17 protein-coding genes and 1 pseudogene are annotated in these 15,201 nt (G+C 40.5%); 13 read left to right on the top strand and 5 right to left on the bottom strand.

The features are described from left to right. Nucleotides 1–67: pseudogene (locus tag FTU64_RS16435) on the bottom strand (helix-turn-helix domain-containing protein); the annotation flags it as partial. Nucleotides 68–102: 35 nt separating this feature from the next. On the opposite strand from FTU64_RS16435, the gene FTU64_RS14305 reads away from it, so the two are divergent. Beyond that, complete coding sequence (locus FTU64_RS14305) at nucleotides 103–2,214, top strand: hypothetical protein (protein WP_180060111.1); 2,112 nt, start codon at nucleotides 103–105, stop codon at nucleotides 2,212–2,214. Then, on the top strand, nucleotides 2,211–2,861 hold the full coding sequence (locus FTU64_RS14300; RefSeq protein WP_180005344.1) for a hypothetical protein: 651 nt from the start codon (nucleotides 2,211–2,213) through the stop codon (nucleotides 2,859–2,861). The genes FTU64_RS14305 and FTU64_RS14300 overlap by 4 nt, the downstream gene beginning before the upstream one ends. 43 nt (nucleotides 2,862–2,904) lie before the next feature. Here the strand turns inward: FTU64_RS14300 and FTU64_RS14295 are convergent, their stop codons facing one another. Beyond that, the gene (locus FTU64_RS14295; protein WP_180010769.1) at nucleotides 2,905–3,825 is read right to left on the bottom strand and encodes a Dyp-type peroxidase; all 921 of its coding nucleotides are present in this window, start codon (nucleotides 3,823–3,825) and stop codon (nucleotides 2,905–2,907) included. 158 nt (nucleotides 3,826–3,983) lie between these two features. Here FTU64_RS14295 and FTU64_RS14290 point away from each other — a divergent pair, with 158 nt between their 5' ends. Then, the gene (locus FTU64_RS14290; RefSeq protein ID WP_180026143.1) at nucleotides 3,984–4,604 is read left to right on the top strand and encodes a LysE family transporter; all 621 of its coding nucleotides are present in this window, start codon (nucleotides 3,984–3,986) and stop codon (nucleotides 4,602–4,604) included. Nucleotides 4,605–4,710: 106 nt separating this feature from the next. Here FTU64_RS14290 and znuB read toward each other — a convergent pair whose 3' ends face one another. From znuB to FTU64_RS14275, 3 genes are read right to left on the bottom strand one after another with little or no spacing between them, the layout of a single operon-like run. After that, nucleotides 4,711–5,511, bottom strand: a complete 801-nt coding sequence (gene znuB, locus FTU64_RS14285; RefSeq protein WP_180009577.1) for a zinc ABC transporter permease subunit ZnuB — start codon at nucleotides 5,509–5,511, stop codon at nucleotides 4,711–4,713. Nucleotides 5,512–5,514: 3 nt separating this feature from the next. Then, entirely contained in the window at nucleotides 5,515–6,276 is a 762-nt protein-coding gene (gene znuC, locus FTU64_RS14280; RefSeq protein ID WP_078194027.1) for a zinc ABC transporter ATP-binding protein ZnuC, read from the bottom strand. Between the two features lie 2 nt (nucleotides 6,277–6,278). Continuing rightward, a complete protein-coding gene (locus FTU64_RS14275; protein ID WP_078191481.1) occupies nucleotides 6,279–6,776 on the bottom strand; it encodes a transcriptional repressor in 498 nt (165 codons plus the stop codon). A gap of 139 nt (nucleotides 6,777–6,915) precedes the next feature. Between FTU64_RS14275 and FTU64_RS14270 the strand changes: the two genes are divergently transcribed. From FTU64_RS14270 to FTU64_RS14225, 10 genes are all read left to right on the top strand, one after another. Further along, nucleotides 6,916–7,755 (top strand): metal ABC transporter solute-binding protein, Zn/Mn family, encoded by an 840-nt coding sequence (locus FTU64_RS14270; protein ID WP_180005341.1) that lies wholly within the window; start codon nucleotides 6,916–6,918, stop codon nucleotides 7,753–7,755. Nucleotides 7,756–7,925: 170 nt separating this feature from the next. After that, nucleotides 7,926–8,324: an ATP synthase subunit I gene (locus tag FTU64_RS14265; RefSeq protein WP_078194025.1), complete on the top strand. Its 399-nt coding sequence runs from the start codon at nucleotides 7,926–7,928 to the stop codon at nucleotides 8,322–8,324. 102 nt (nucleotides 8,325–8,426) lie between these two features. Continuing rightward, nucleotides 8,427–9,302, top strand: a complete 876-nt coding sequence (gene atpB, locus FTU64_RS14260) for a F0F1 ATP synthase subunit A (protein WP_078191478.1) — start codon at nucleotides 8,427–8,429, stop codon at nucleotides 9,300–9,302. An 84-nt stretch (nucleotides 9,303–9,386) separates the two neighbouring features. After that, nucleotides 9,387–9,632 carry a F0F1 ATP synthase subunit C gene (gene atpE, locus FTU64_RS14255; RefSeq protein ID WP_000424060.1) on the top strand — a complete coding sequence of 82 codons (246 nt, stop codon included), beginning with the start codon at nucleotides 9,387–9,389 and terminating at the stop codon, nucleotides 9,630–9,632. Nucleotides 9,633–9,670: 38 nt separating this feature from the next. After that, entirely contained in the window at nucleotides 9,671–10,141 is a 471-nt protein-coding gene (locus tag FTU64_RS14250) for a F0F1 ATP synthase subunit B (RefSeq protein WP_078191477.1), read from the top strand. Nucleotides 10,142–10,153: 12 nt separating this feature from the next. Next, nucleotides 10,154–10,690 carry a F0F1 ATP synthase subunit delta gene (locus tag FTU64_RS14245; RefSeq protein WP_078191476.1) on the top strand — a complete coding sequence of 179 codons (537 nt, stop codon included), beginning with the start codon at nucleotides 10,154–10,156 and terminating at the stop codon, nucleotides 10,688–10,690. A 42-nt stretch (nucleotides 10,691–10,732) separates the two neighbouring features. Further along, nucleotides 10,733–12,277, top strand: a complete 1,545-nt coding sequence (gene atpA, locus FTU64_RS14240) for a F0F1 ATP synthase subunit alpha (RefSeq protein ID WP_078191475.1) — start codon at nucleotides 10,733–10,735, stop codon at nucleotides 12,275–12,277. A gap of 88 nt (nucleotides 12,278–12,365) precedes the next feature. Next, a complete protein-coding gene (gene atpG, locus FTU64_RS14235; protein ID WP_078191474.1) occupies nucleotides 12,366–13,235 on the top strand; it encodes a F0F1 ATP synthase subunit gamma in 870 nt (289 codons plus the stop codon). A 29-nt stretch (nucleotides 13,236–13,264) separates the two neighbouring features. After that, nucleotides 13,265–14,659 carry a F0F1 ATP synthase subunit beta gene (atpD, locus tag FTU64_RS14230; protein ID WP_180055678.1) on the top strand — a complete coding sequence of 465 codons (1,395 nt, stop codon included), beginning with the start codon at nucleotides 13,265–13,267 and terminating at the stop codon, nucleotides 14,657–14,659. A gap of 26 nt (nucleotides 14,660–14,685) precedes the next feature. Further along, nucleotides 14,686–15,105, top strand: a complete 420-nt coding sequence (locus FTU64_RS14225) for a F0F1 ATP synthase subunit epsilon (RefSeq protein WP_078191472.1) — start codon at nucleotides 14,686–14,688, stop codon at nucleotides 15,103–15,105. Nucleotides 15,106–15,201 lie beyond the last annotated feature (96 nt).

The following is a 15,201-nucleotide window of genomic DNA, read 5'->3' as shown; positions in this document are numbered from 1 at the left end:
GCTTGGCCAGAAAAATGAGTCGTTCTCGCTGTTCTAAACTAAGTGGTACAGAAACAATTCGAGGCATGGGTGAACATCTGTTAACTAAAAAAACTTTTTCGCATGATTAGTTATTTTTGTCAACTTAATAAGGTTTCAAAGGATACTCAAGATATTATAGATGCTGTGTACCCTATTTACATGAGGGAAGAAGAAGATTTCACAAATGGAGTGGTATTATATTATAGCCCAAAAGCTCAAAAATTTTTGAATAATAAGGACCCAAAAAATTATAAATATCCACCAAATTTTGTCAACGAATTAACAGAAGAAGTGAAAATAAATGGTACTGAAAATGATGATATGTGCTGGATAAGGTATAAAGGAACTTCACGATTTTTTATTAAATTCATCGATCAATCTGCTAAAAAATTAATGGGATCAAGAGTCAATGTAAGTTATAAGAAGACAAAATATATTCCAACAATGAGTAATTTGTTAATAGATGAAGAGGGCTTTATTAGATCTATTTTAGTAAAGGGTGGATGGGGAGCAAGATTTTCTGTTGATGGCTCATCTGTGAAAGATGAAAATAATAAAGAATTAATGTTGATTGCTGATGGAAAAAACCATCATGTCATAATTGTTGTAGATAATGGAATGGGTGGTATAAAAACACGAACAGATAAACATAACCAGGAGCTACCACAAAATAATAAAGACGGAAGAGAAAATACTGAAAATAGTAATAATCAAGAAAATAATTCTAATAAATTAGATGTAAAATTTGATCTTAGAGTTTTAGATAGTGATGGAAAACCGATTTCAAGAATTTCTTATTTTTTAAAATATAAGGGAAAAGAGAAAAAACACTCAACTGAAAATGATGGTGTTGAAAAAGGTATTCAGGCAGAAAGTGGAGAAAAAATCGCAGTTTTAGTTAGTGGAAGAGATTCCAAACAAGAAGTTGGAATTTTCACTGTATTAAATGATAAAAAAATATATGATATACAAATTAAGTTACATAAATTTGAAATAATTTTTAGGCATAAAAAAAGTGGAAAATCTATAAAAAATTTAAATTTAGTACAATGGTACAGAGGTAAAGAATACCCTAAAAAAACTAATGATGAAGGTAAGATAATTGTAAATGCTATGCCAGGTTTTGATTTAAATTATAAATTAAGAAATGGTCAAAATTTATTAACAATAAAAGTCGATAAAAATAAAACTATTAGATTCATAGATGTTGACTCTCAGGTGTTGGAACAAGCAAGTAAAGATTTAGATTTGATAAATGCTGAAAAAAAATCATCAAAAACCAAAAATACTAGCCAAGAGCAACAAACTCGAGATGAAACTCCCAAAAGAGATCAAACACAAGCAACAAGTCAAGATGGACACCCAAAAACTACAGTTAATGACAATAATGAAGAAGCAGAGTTCAGTGTTCTTACATATGATAAAAAAACTGATCAGCTATTTAGTGGTGGTAATTATTTAATAGAATATAGAGGTAACAAAAGAAATCATTCAAGTGGTACTCATGGATTAGGAAAAAAAATACATAAAGCTAATGTTGGTCAGAATATAAAAGTTATCACACTTGAATCTGAAAAGGAGATAGTCCATTTTAATGATGTAATCAGAAATGGAATGAAAGATATAGATTTAAAAATAGATAAACCTTCAATACCATTGGCAGTACAAGGAGTTAATGTTGGATTTAATGGTGTAGCTGAACAGTGGAGGAAAGATATTGTTAGTCAAAAAACAAAAAATGTACTAGCGTATCTTGCGAAGGAAGCGGGAATGAAAGAAATTCTGATCACAAGTACTATAAGAACTCCAGAATCACAAGCAAGAGCAATGTACAACACAACTATTAGTTACAGTGCACCTGGTGAGGCAGTAAAAAGAGTACGTGATGATTGTAAGAAAAAAGGCTTATCTAAAGATGCTACCATAAAAAAAATGGTTGAAAAAATTATTGAGTTTCAAGGTAAAGGACTAAGAGTTTCGCTGCATTGTGTATCTCAAACTCAGTATGAAAAGATGAATGTAGTAGACATTGGATTAAATAGTAATGGATTTGGTTCGAATACAAACTTAAGTAATTTAGGGCAAAAATTTAAAAATGTCTGTATTAAAGCTAAGTCTGAAGGAAAAATTTCTGGATTTATTCCAGGTGATGCAAAAGGTGAGGGCGCTATGCATATTGAGATTATGCAATGAATTTTTATCATATAATAATAGCTTGTAGTTTGTTAGTAGGATGTAATTCATCGGATCGCGAACAAAATATTGATTTAAATGCAGTTAGTAATAAAAATGAGAAAATATATGAAAGAGTTGATTTTTATTATGCGTTTAAACAATGCAATGTCAAACGGAATTGCAGAATTCTTAAGCCTAGTGTGCTAGATGAAAGTTATTTTCTAAATGCTTACAAACCAAATAACGATGAGTTTTTTATCAAAAAAAATGGTGAAAATTACGAAATTTTTTACAAAATTTTTATGATAGAAAATATTGAGATGGGATGGGCCAAGTTAACTCGGTTAAACAATAATGAAAATCTGATTTTTAATGTCGATAAAATATTTCAATCCTATGGAAAGATGAACCCAATAGGAGGAGGTGATTCTTTTAAAGATGTTGAATCATCTAAATCAAAAGAAAGTATTTATTACCTTAATGAATATTATGATGAATATTCATTTAAGCAACCGCAAAAAATTATTTTGGAAAAACAAAAAGACAATACTTACTTATTGGATTGTAATTCTTATATGAGTGATTTAGATCCAAAAAACAATTTTTCCGGAATTTTTTATAGAGTGTGTTCTGAGGGAGAGAAAATTTATTTTAAAATAATTTGATTTTCTAAGAATAAAAAGCCGACACTCGTCGGCTTTTTCTACTTTACCCTTCTAAAACTTCTTCCAATAACTCTTCACTCGGTGCAAAGTAATAAGCGCCATCCATAGGAGTGACAAAGTGAAGTAAGCGGTCATGAATGCCGTCACCACTGGTGCCAAACATACGTACTAGCATGCTGTCGATAATGCTTAAATCATTGGTATATGCCACAAAGAACAAGCCTTGATCGCCACGGCCATCACCATAAGGGAGTGAATGACGCAAAATCGCCATTTCTTCACCTTCACCATCTTCTACAACTGTACGTGATACATGTGAGTTTTCAGGCTGTTCATCTTCATCTAACTCAATAGACTCAAGTTTAGTACGGCCAATTACATGCTCTTGCGCATCGACTTTCAGCTTTTTCCATTTATCCAAATTATGCGCATAACGCTGTGCAAAAATAAAAGAGCCATTGGCAAATACGCCAGCTTCTTCAGCTAGTAATGCTGTTTCAGCACGATCATCTGGAAATTGCGGATTTTCAGTTCCGTCAATAAAGCCGGTTAAATCACGGCCATCAAAATTGCGGAAGCACACACGTTCATCCAGTACGTCAACTTTATCTTGAATACCATCAAAGAATGCTTGGCTCAGCGCAAAGCAAATATCTGTACGCTGTGCTGCAATATGGATAAATACATCTGCTGGGGCTACAGGCATGTTAAATGAACCTTGAATTGGATCAAGTTGTTTAAAGCCTGCCGGGGATTGACTGTAAAGTTGTGCCCAAAGTTCTGGTCCAAAAGCCACAGCCGTTTTAATCTGTGCATTTGGATGTTGGGTAATCAGACGATCACGAGTATTAAGTAAGTCTTCAAGTTGTTCTTTTAATTCGCTAATCGTTAAATCTTTTAAACGTAAAACAATAAAACGAGCATGATCTGAGGGTAATGGCAAAATTACAGATTGAGCAGACATTCATGGCTCCTAAAAATTATAATTTCTGAGTGGCTGTGTGTATTGTGCCTTAAGCAGCGCTGAGAGTGTAGCCTTCATTTGGCCTTTTAGCGTGCATTATTGTCATGAAAATAGAGTAAATGTCTATAATACAGACCCATTTCAAACTTGAGCTAATGATGTCCTATCAAATCTGGATTGCATATATGTTGGCATGTTGGGTGATTAGTGTTTCCCCAGGTGCAGGTGCAATTGCGTCTATGTCGAGTGGTTTGAATTATGGGTTTAAGCATGGGTATTGGAATGCCATCGGCCTGCAATTGGCACTTTTGGTTCAGATAGTCATTGTTGCAGCTGGGGCAGGGTTCTTATTTGCGACGACACCATGGGCTTTTCTGATCGTGAAATGGTTTGGTGTGGGCTATTTATTGTATTTGGCTTATTTACAGTGGACAGCGCCAACAGAGTCAATTGAAATCCAACAAGATTTACCAAATAAATCACCTTCAAAATTAGTTTTACATGGCTTTTTGGTCAATATGAGCAACCCTAAAGCGATTGTATTTTTATTGGCTGTTTTGCCGCAGTTTTTAGATTTATCCAAACCCCAATGGATTCAATATGTCATTATGGCTGCAACGATGATTAGCATCGATCTGATTGTCATGGCGGGGTATACCGGTCTCGCTGCAAAAGTGCTGCGGTTATTAAAATCACCCAAACAACAAAAATATTTGAATCGAACCTTTGCGGTATTATTTGCTTGTGCTGCGAGTTTATTGAGTTTGGTGCATCAATAAATCCAGTGAGATGATTCTGAGTATCGTATTTGACGTGCAAAAAAAGCCATGCAACTGCATGGCTTTTTTTTTGATATGTCGCGAATTGAACAATGAACGTTGCTACTTAAGCCACTTTCTTAAATTTTTGCATAATAAAAATTAGGGCAAAGAGCAGCGCCATAGTTAATACAATGGTCAGTCCTGTAGAGGTGTTTAAACCAGCACTTGACCATAAACCTACAGTTACACCGACTTGGGCAATGATGAAAGACCACAGTACCATTTGCTTCGGAGAATTTGCCAATAAACGAGCGGTTAATGCAGGAATCACTAACAGTGCACCCATCAGCAATGAGCCGACAGCACGTAAAGCCAATACGGTAAATAAGGCCAGTAACAACATAAAAATCAGACGTTGCCATTTGGCGCTGACACCTTCACTGACCGCAATATCGGGGTCAATGGCAATCTGAATCTGCGATTGCCAACTTTTATACAGCACGGTCAGTGCCACAATGATCACCATTGCAAAGACAGGCAAATCTGACCAAGAAATAGTGAGTAAATCACCAAATAAATAGCTGAGTAATTCAGGTCTTAAGCTTGGCAAATGTTGTATGAACAGTAAGCCTGAGCACAGGAGTGTTGCAGAACAAAGCGCGAGCAAAGCGTCATTGGGTAAGCGAGGGTCGTGTAACACCCATAAGATTGCAACCAATAAGAGCGCAATCAATGTAACGCCTGTCCAAAGCGGTAGACTCATCGCACCGGCAATGGCGACACCGAGTAAAGTGCCATGTGCCATGGTGTCCGCAAAAAATGACATGCGACGCCATAACATTAAACAGCCAAGCGGCGCAGTCAGGAACACCAGCAAAGTGCCCATGATCCATGCTGGCAAAAGGAGTTGTAGCCATTCCATCATGGATTATGCTTCCGGTTCAGGGTGAATATGGGGACGAGAGTCATGCTGGCAAGGCGTTGCACTATCGCCATGTGCACAGTGATCATGGTGGTGTTGATAGAACACACGGTTTGTCCCAAAGATCGCTTGATATTCAGGATGTTGCTGGACATTTTCAGGCAAGCCACTACAACAAATATGCTTATTGAGGCAAACCACACGATGTGTTCCTTGCATTACCCACTGTAAATCATGAGAAACCATCAAAACTGCACAGCCATATTTTTCTGGCAAGCTACGCACGTAGTCATACAGTTCTGCTTCAGACTGGATATCCAGACCTTGCATAGGTTCATCCAGAACCAATACATTCGGTTGACGCAATAAAGCCCGTGCAATCAATACACGTTGACGTTCGCCGCCCGACAATTGCTGAACTTTAGATTGTTGCAACTTGGCAATGCCTGTATCACGAATTATTTCTTGCTTGATATTGGCATCACATTTTTCTAGGGCCAATAAATCACACACACGTAGCGGTAAGCTGTGTGATGGATTAAATTTTTGTGGCACATATGAGAATTTTAATTTTTGTGTGCTGATCACTTTGCCGGAGACAGGTTTTACAATACCCAACAACACTTTGATGAGTGTGGATTTGCCTGCACCATTGGGACCAATCAAGGTGACAATTTCTTTTTCGTGTAAGGCGAAATCTACATTCTTTAAAATGTCACGTTCATCGATTCGGACATGAACATGCTCTAAAGCCACAATGGGCTTCATATTTAGTGTTTGCTGCGGCACTGCTGACAGATCCCTGAAATTTCAATAATACTGTGATGTGCAGTAAAACCATCGGATGCAGACAATTCATCAAGTTGCGCCATCAAGCCTTGAGCAGATGCTTCTTTGACTATTTTACAATCGGTGCAAATCAGGAATGCGGCTTGATGTCCTTCGCGCGGATGACAACATGGGATGTAAGCATTAATCGACGTTAGACGATGAATCAAACCTTTTTCAAGCAGAAAATCCAGCGTACGGTACACCGTCGGTGGCGCTGCAGGTCGGTCAGACTCACTTTTGATTTTAGCCAAAAGATCATAAGCGCCCATTGGTCCCGTTGCGTTCAATATCAGTTCCAATACTTCTTTACGCAAGGGCGTAAGTCGAGCACCCGTCGCACTACAGAGACTCTCAGCTTCAGCAAGGCGCTGTTCGACATTATGATGATCGTGTACACCATGCAAAGCATTATGATGTTCGTGTGAACATGCGCTCATAGCAAACCTCGAGTACGAAACTGTATAAAGAAAAAGACTTTAAATCTTAACATGAAGCGTAAGTACTTACGAACAGACGTAGGTTTTTTTACGATTTTGTTATATTATAACACTATTCATTTTATGGTGCTCTCTCCCCATGTCCCGTGTATTTCTTTTTTGTAGTTTGGCTTTATTCAGTGTGATGAGCTGGGCGCAAGGTCTCGTTGTTTCTACACAACCGATTTATCTAATCGCGAAGGATGTACTTAAGGGCGTAGAGCAGCCCAAACTACTGCTTGACCATCAATCTGGACATGATGTGAGCTTGACGCCTGCACACCGTAAAACCGTGCAAGATGCCAATCTCGTTTTATGGCTAGGCCAAGCGCATGAAGCGCCATTGGCAAAAATGTTGGGTGAAAGTGGTAAAAGTATCGCTATTTTAGACTCAGGCATTATCAGTGCGTTGCCTTTGCGGGATGTTCGTGGCAATGCATTAAAAGGCACAATCGATACCCATGTCTGGCTTGAACCAAACAATGCGGTTCGAATCGGCTTTTTTATTGCTGCTTTACGTTCACAACAGTTTCCAGAACATCGTGAAAAATATTGGGCCAATGCACGTGCATTTGCGCAGAAACTCTTGGTTACTGCGCAAAAAACCGATGTGTCGAGCCGTGCTCAACCTTACTGGTCTTACCACGATGCCTATCAATATCTTGAGCGCTCACTGAATTTGAAATTTACCGGTGCGTTGACAGATGATCCACATGTCGCGCCGACATTGGCACAAATCAAATACTTGAAAGACCATCGTGCTCAGCCAAAAGTATGCTTACTTGCAGAAGCACATGCCAGTCAAAATCAGTATCAAAAGCTCGGTGGCATCGTCTTTCAACCGGTTGACGAAACGATGAGTGGGGCAGGGGATTTTGTAACAGCATGGAAGATGTTGGCTGATGAAACACTGAAATGCACACTAAATGCACGAAAGTAAAGTAAAAAATAAACAACTATTGATTAGTTTGAAAGCAGTTTGCCAATTTAAAAAAACACGACTAAGGTCGGGAAAAGATTGCAAGTTAAGGGGTGTAACTCTATAATGCCTGCGATTAAAAATAATCATCAGTTAAACTTGTCAAGCAGAATTGCTGTGAGTGAACAAAAATGAGTCGAACTAGTCGCATGATTGATCGACGATTAGCGAAAGCTTTAGTCATCTTACAAGCAGTAATGATTCCTGTTTCAGCCCTGATTGGTTGGGTCCTTAAAGACACAATCACAGCATATAGTGCAGCTTTGGGTGCGTTGGTATGTTGGCTAGCAAGTAGCTACTTTTCATGGCAGTCGTTTCGTGCGGCTGGTGCCCGTGCCTCTAAACAGGTGCTGTCAAACATGTATCGTGGCTTAATGGGCAAGTTTGCAATCGTGATTGTTGGATTCATTTTGATTTTGATCAATGTCAAACCGTTGTCAGCGGTGGCATTGTTTTGTGGTTTTATGCTCGTACAAAGTATGTCGTGGGTCGCTCCTTTTTGGGCAACACGCTTAAAAAAACGAGTATAAACACAACAAAAAATTGAAAAGTTTTTTGGAGAGTAACGAGATATCAGGCAGCACGCGATATTCGTTTTCTCTATTAGTTTTGACATTGACCAGGTGTGATTTATGGCTGCTGAAGAACATGCCCTTACTTCGACCGAGTACATTCAGCATCACTTGACTAACTTGACCTATGGCAAAATGCCAGATGGTACTTGGAAGTTAGCTGAGACTGCTAAAGAAGCTCAAGAGATGGGGTTCACTGCTATTCACTTGGATTCAATGGGTTGGTCTATTGGCCTTGGTATAGTTTTCTGTTTGTTGTTCTGGGTTGTAGCGAAAGCTGCAAACTCTGGTGTTCCGACCAAGTTCCAGTCTGCAATCGAAATGATTATCGAGTTCGTTGACTCAAGTGTCCGTGACACTTTCCATGGCAAATCGCGCTTAATCGCGCCGTTAGCGCTGACCATCTTCGTGTGGATTTTCCTCATGAACTTGATGGACTTGATCCCTGTTGACTGGATTCCTTATACAGCTCAATTGATCGGTGCTAACGTGTTTGGTATGGATCCTCACCATGTTTACTTCAAAATCGTTCCATCTACTGATCCTAACATTACCTTGGGTATGGCATTATCAGTATTTGCGTTAACTATTTTCTATAGTATCCGTGAGAAAGGTCTTGTCGGATTCGGTGCAGAATTTGCACTTAACCCATTTAACCCAAGTAACCCAGTTTTAAAAGCATTACTTATTCCAGTAAACATTATTCTTGAATTAGTAACTTTTATTGCACGTCCAATCTCATTGGCTCTTCGACTGTTCGGTAACATGTATGCGGGTGAGTTGATCTTCATCTTGATCGCATTACTACCGTTCTGGATCCAGTGGGCGTTGTCTGTGCCTTGGGCGATCTTCCATATTCTTGTTATTACGTTACAAGCATTCATTTTCATGATGTTGACTATCGTATATATGAGTATGGCTAGCGAAAAGCATTAATGGTATTGCTCAACTGTCAAAGGGTGGTTGGGCACACAATTTTTTAACTTAATTTGGTATAAACCTAACCTCTGAGGAATTATCATGGAACTCACTTTAGGTCTAGTTGCAATTGCATCTGCTATCTTGATCGCTTTTGGTGCTTTAGGTACTGCGATTGGTTTTGGTCTTCTAGGCGGCCGTTTCTTAGAAGCTGTTGCTCGTCAACCAGAATTGGCTCCACAACTTCAAACTCGTATGTTCTTAATCGCAGGTCTTCTTGATGCTGTGCCTATGATCGGTGTTGGTATTGGCTTGTTCTTCATCTTCGCTAATCCATTTGTAGGTTAATCAGCTTAATTCCTAAATTAAACTATTGAGGAATAGCAATGAATATCAACCTCACATTGATTGGCCAAGCGATTGCATTTGCGATTTTTGTCGCATTCTGCATGAAGTTTGTATGGCCACCACTAATCAATGCGATTAGTGAGCGTCAGCGTAAAATCGCTGATGGCTTAAACGCTGCTGAAAAAGCAAAAGCTGACCTTGCGGATGCGCAAGCACAAGTGAAAGCTGAATTAGACGCGGCTAAAGCACAAGCGGCTCAATTGATCGAACAAGCGAACCGTCGTGGTGCGCAATTGGTAGAAGAAGCGCGTACTCAAGCTGCGGCTGAAGGTGAGCGTATTCGTCAACAAGCTAAAGAAGCTGTTGATACTGAAATCAATGCTGCTCGCGAAGAATTACGTCAACAAGTTGCTGCTCTTGCAGTTACTGGCGCAGAAAAAATTCTGAACCAGCAAGTTGACGCAGAAGCTCACAATGCCATGCTGACTCAGCTGGCTGCTAAACTTTAAGAGAGGCGGATTATGGCTGAACTCTTGACGTTGGCACGCCCATACGCTAAAGCAGCATTTGCTTACGCTTCTGAGCAAAATGCAACTGACGCTTGGTCAAATGCATTGAATTTGCTCAGTGCTGCGGTGCAAGACGAAGCATTTTCAGCTTATCTAAATCGCCCTGAGCTTACTCCTGCTGAGCAGGTAAGTGTTTTCGCAAAAGTTTTAGGTGAAGACCAGACAGCAGCAGTGTCAAACTTTTTGACATTGCTTGCCGATAATGACCGTCTGGCACTTCTTCCTGAAATTTCAGAAGAATACGAACAGCTCAAATCACAGAATAACAATACTGTGGATGTAGTGATTGAATCTGCATTCCCATTGACTTCTGTACAAGAACAATTACTTGCGCATGCATTAGAGAAAAAATTCGAAGCTGCCGTAAATGTTTCTGTAGAAGTTAACCCAGCGTTAATCGCGGGTGTAGTTATTCGTGCAGGCGACCAAGTGATAGATGATTCTGCGCTTAACAAGCTTGAAAAAATGCGGACTCGTCTTCTTGCTTAACAGCTCGAAGACTGAACTTTAAAAAGATTGAGGTATAGCGCAATGCAACAACTGAATCCATCCGAGATCAGTGCGCTCATTAAACAGCGTATCGGCGATCTGGACACCAGCGCGACCGCTAAGAACGAAGGGACCATTGTTATGGTTTCCGACGGTATTGTGCGCATTCACGGCCTTGCTGATGCAATGTACGGTGAAATGATCGAATTCGACGGCGGCTTATTTGGTATGGCACTGAACCTAGAACAGGATTCAGTGGGTGCCGTTGTCTTAGGTAACTACTTAAGCCTTCAAGAAGGTCAAAAAGCTCGTTGCACAGGTCGTGTATTAGAAGTTCCGGTTGGTCCAGAACTTTTAGGCCGTGTAGTAGATGCTCTTGGTAACCCAATTGATGGTAAAGGCCCTATTGACGCAAAACTTACTGATGCTGTTGAAAAAGTAGCACCAGGCGTAATTTGGCGTCAATCAGTGGATCAACCTGTACAAACTGGTTATAAATCAGTTGATACCATGATCCCTGTTGGTCGTGGTCAACGTGAGTTGATCATCGGTGACCGTCAAACTGGTAAAACAGCTATGGCGATCGATGCGATCATCGCTCAGAAAAATTCTGGCATTAAATGTGTATACGTAGCAATTGGTCAAAAACAATCGACTATCGCTAACGTTGTGCGTAAGCTAGAAGAAACTGGCGCTATGGCGTACACAACTGTTGTAGCAGCTGCTGCAGCTGATCCTGCAGCGATGCAGTATCTTGCTCCGTATGCTGGTTGTACAATGGGTGAGTACTTCCGTGACCGCGGTGAAGACGCGCTTATCATTTATGATGACTTGTCTAAACAAGCTGTTGCTTACCGTCAAATTTCATTGCTTCTACGTCGTCCACCAGGTCGTGAAGCATATCCTGGTGACGTATTCTATCTACACTCACGTTTACTTGAACGTGCTTCACGTGTATCTGCTGACTACGTTGAGAAATTCACTAACGGTGAAGTTAAAGGCCAAACTGGTTCATTAACTGCATTACCGATTATTGAAACTCAAGCCGGTGACGTATCTGCATTCGTACCTACAAACGTAATTTCGATTACTGACGGTCAGATCTTCTTAGAAACATCATTATTCAACGCAGGTATTCGTCCTGCTGTGAACGCGGGTATCTCTGTATCACGTGTTGGTGGTTCTGCTCAAACTAAGATCATCAAAAAATTGTCAGGTGGTATCCGTACCGCTCTTGCGCAATACCGTGAATTAGCTGCGTTTGCTCAGTTCGCTTCTGACCTTGACGAAGCAACTCGTAAACAGCTTGAACATGGTCAACGTGTAACTGAGCTTATGAAGCAAAAACAATATGCTCCATACTCAATTGCTGACCAAGCTGTTTCAATTTATGCATCTAACGAAGGCTACATGGCTGACGTAGAAGTGAAGAAAATCGTTGCATTTGATGCTGCGTTGATCTCTTACTTCCGTTCAGAAAATGCTGCGTTAATGCAAAAAATTGACGAGACTGGTGCTTACGATAAAGAAATCGAAGCAGCAATCAAAGCAGGTATTGAAAGCTTTAAAGCGACTCAAACTTACTAAGATTCAACTGTGTTGAATCTGGTTTTGGTTTGGTTCACGGATCAACCTTCGGAAGCTCGAAAGGGCTTTCGAATACTAGGTTAAGCGTATGGCAAATTTAAAAGAAATTCGCGCCAAAGTAGCTAGTATCAAAAGCACGCAGAAAATTACTCGCGCGATGCAGATGGTAGCAGCTTCTAAGATGCGTCGTGCGCAAGAGCGCATGGCTCAAGGCCGTCCGTATGCCGAAAATATGCACCGTGTAATTGCTCATTTGGTACAAGCGAACCCTGAATACAAACACCGTTATATGGTTGAACGTCCTGTAAAGCGCGTTGGCTATATCATTGTTTCTTCAGATCGTGGCCTTGCTGGTGGTTTGAACATTAACTTGTTCAAAAAAGTGGTAAAACACGTGCAACAGCAACAAGAGCAGTCAATTGAAGTTCAATTTGCTTTAATTGGTCAAAAAGCGGTTTCGTTTTTTAAAAACTACGGCGGTAAAGTTCTTGGTGCAACTACAAACGTAGGTGATGCTCCGAGTCTTGAACAGTTAACTGGTTCTGTACAGGTGATGTTAGACGCGTTTGATAAAGGCGAGTTAGATCGTATTTATCTAGTGTCAAACGGCTTTGTCAACGCCATGACTCAAAACCAAAAAATCGAACAGCTTGTTCCTTTAGCAGCTGCTGAGGAAAGCGAAGGTCTAAACCGTCAATACGGTTGGGACTATATCTATGAACCAGAAGCTGAAGAGCTTTTAAATGGTTTATTGGTTCGTTACATTGAGTCTATGGTTTATCAAGGTGTGATTGAAAACATCGCATGTGAACAGTCTGCTCGTATGGTTGCAATGAAAGCTGCAACTGATAACGCGGGTGAATTGATCAAGAGCCTACAACTTATTTATAACAAGCTGCGTCAAGCCGCGATTACTCAGGAAATCTCTGAGATCGTTGGTGGTGCCGCTGCCGTTTAACATTATTAGTTTGAATTGAGGAGACAGCAATGAGTAGCGGTCGTATCATTCAGATCATCGGCGCGGTTATCGACGTCGAGTTTGAACGTAACAGCGTTCCTAAGATCTATGACGCTCTCCATGTTGATGGTACTGAAACTACATTAGAAGTTCAGCAGCAACTTGGTGATGGCGTAGTTCGTACTATTGCAATGGGTTCTACTGAAGGCCTTAAGCGTGGTCTTACTGTAACTAACACTGGCGCGCCTATCTCTGTACCTGTAGGTACTGCATGTTTAGGTCGTATCATGGACGTTCTTGGTCGCCCTATCGACGAAGCTGGTCCTGTTGGTACTGAAACTCGTTTACCAATTCACCGTCAAGCGCCTTCTTATGCAGAACAAGCGGCTTCTACTGACCTTTTAGAAACTGGTATTAAAGTCATTGACTTACTTTGCCCGTTCGCTAAAGGCGGTAAAGTTGGTCTGTTCGGTGGTGCCGGTGTTGGTAAAACTGTAAACATGATGGAGTTGATCAACAACATCGCAAAAGCTCACTCAGGTTTATCTGTGTTTGCTGGTGTTGGTGAACGTACTCGTGAAGGTAACGACTTCTATCACGAAATGAAAGACTCTAACGTTCTAGACAAAGTAGCAATGGTCTACGGTCAGATGAACGAGCCACCAGGTAACCGTTTACGCGTAGCGTTGACTGGTTTGACTATGGCTGAGTACTTCCGTGACGAAAAAGACGAAAACGGTAAAGGCCGTGACGTTCTATTGTTCGTCGACAACATCTATCGTTATACACTAGCGGGTACTGAAGTATCAGCACTTCTAGGTCGTATGCCATCTGCAGTAGGTTACCAACCGACTCTTGCAGAAGAGATGGGTGTTCTTCAAGAACGTATTACGTCTACTAAGTCTGGTTCTATTACGTCAATCCAAGCGGTATACGTACCTGCCGATGACTTAACAGATCCATCGCCTGCTACTACCTTCGCTCACTTGGACGCGACTGTTGTATTGAGCCGTGACATCGCATCTTCTGGTATTTACCCAGCGATCGATCCACTTGACTCTACTTCACGTCAGTTAGATCCACTTGTAGTGGGTACTGAGCATTACGAAATCGCTCGTTCAGTTCAAAACGTTCTTCAACGTTACAAAGAATTGAAAGACATTATCGCAATTCTTGGTATGGACGAATTGGCAGAAGAAGACAAACTTACTGTATACCGTGCACGTAAGATCCAACGTTTCTTCTCTCAACCGTTCCACGTAGCTGAAGTGTTTACTGGTGCTCCTGGTAAACTTGTACCGCTTAAAGAAACAATTCGTGGCTTTAAAGGTCTTCTAGCTGGTGAATACGACCACATTCCAGAACAAGCGTTCTACATGGTTGGTGGTATTGACGAAGTTATTGCTAAAGCTGAGAAACTTTAATTAGTTACCTAATTTAGGAGATTCTCATGTCAACTATGCAATGTGACGTTGTAAGTGTTAAAGAGTCTTTGTACTCTGGCACTGTAACTATGCTAATTGCTAAAGGTGCTGGTGGTGAGTTGGGTATTATGCCTGGCCATGCACCACTAGTAACTTTGCTCAAGCCGGGCGCAATCCGCGTTCTGCTTGAAAATGGTACAGAAGAATTAATCTATGTATCAGGTGGTGTACTAGAAGTTCAACCGCACGTTGTTACTGTACTTGCAGATACCGCAGTACGTGCTGACAACCTTGATGAAGCAGCAATTATTGAAGCTCGTAAACAAGCTGAACAATTGTTAGCAAATCAAAAGAGCGACTTGGACTCAGCTGCTGCTTTGGCTGCTCTTGCAGAAACTGCTGCTCAGTTGGAAACCATCCGCAAAATCAAAAACCGCGCTCAATAAGACGCTGTTCGAGATTGAAAGAGCCACCCGAAAGGGTGGTTTTTTTATGTTCAAATATACAACTTAAATCGAGATGGATATAATATTTAGCAAATA

Source organism: Acinetobacter sp. YH12128, from assembly GCF_013418655.1.
In the GTDB taxonomy this organism is placed as follows: Bacteria; Pseudomonadota; Gammaproteobacteria; order Pseudomonadales; family Moraxellaceae; genus Acinetobacter; species Acinetobacter amyesii.
Note: the sequence above shows the minus strand (reverse complement) of the source record. Positions and strands in the feature narration are given on the sequence as shown.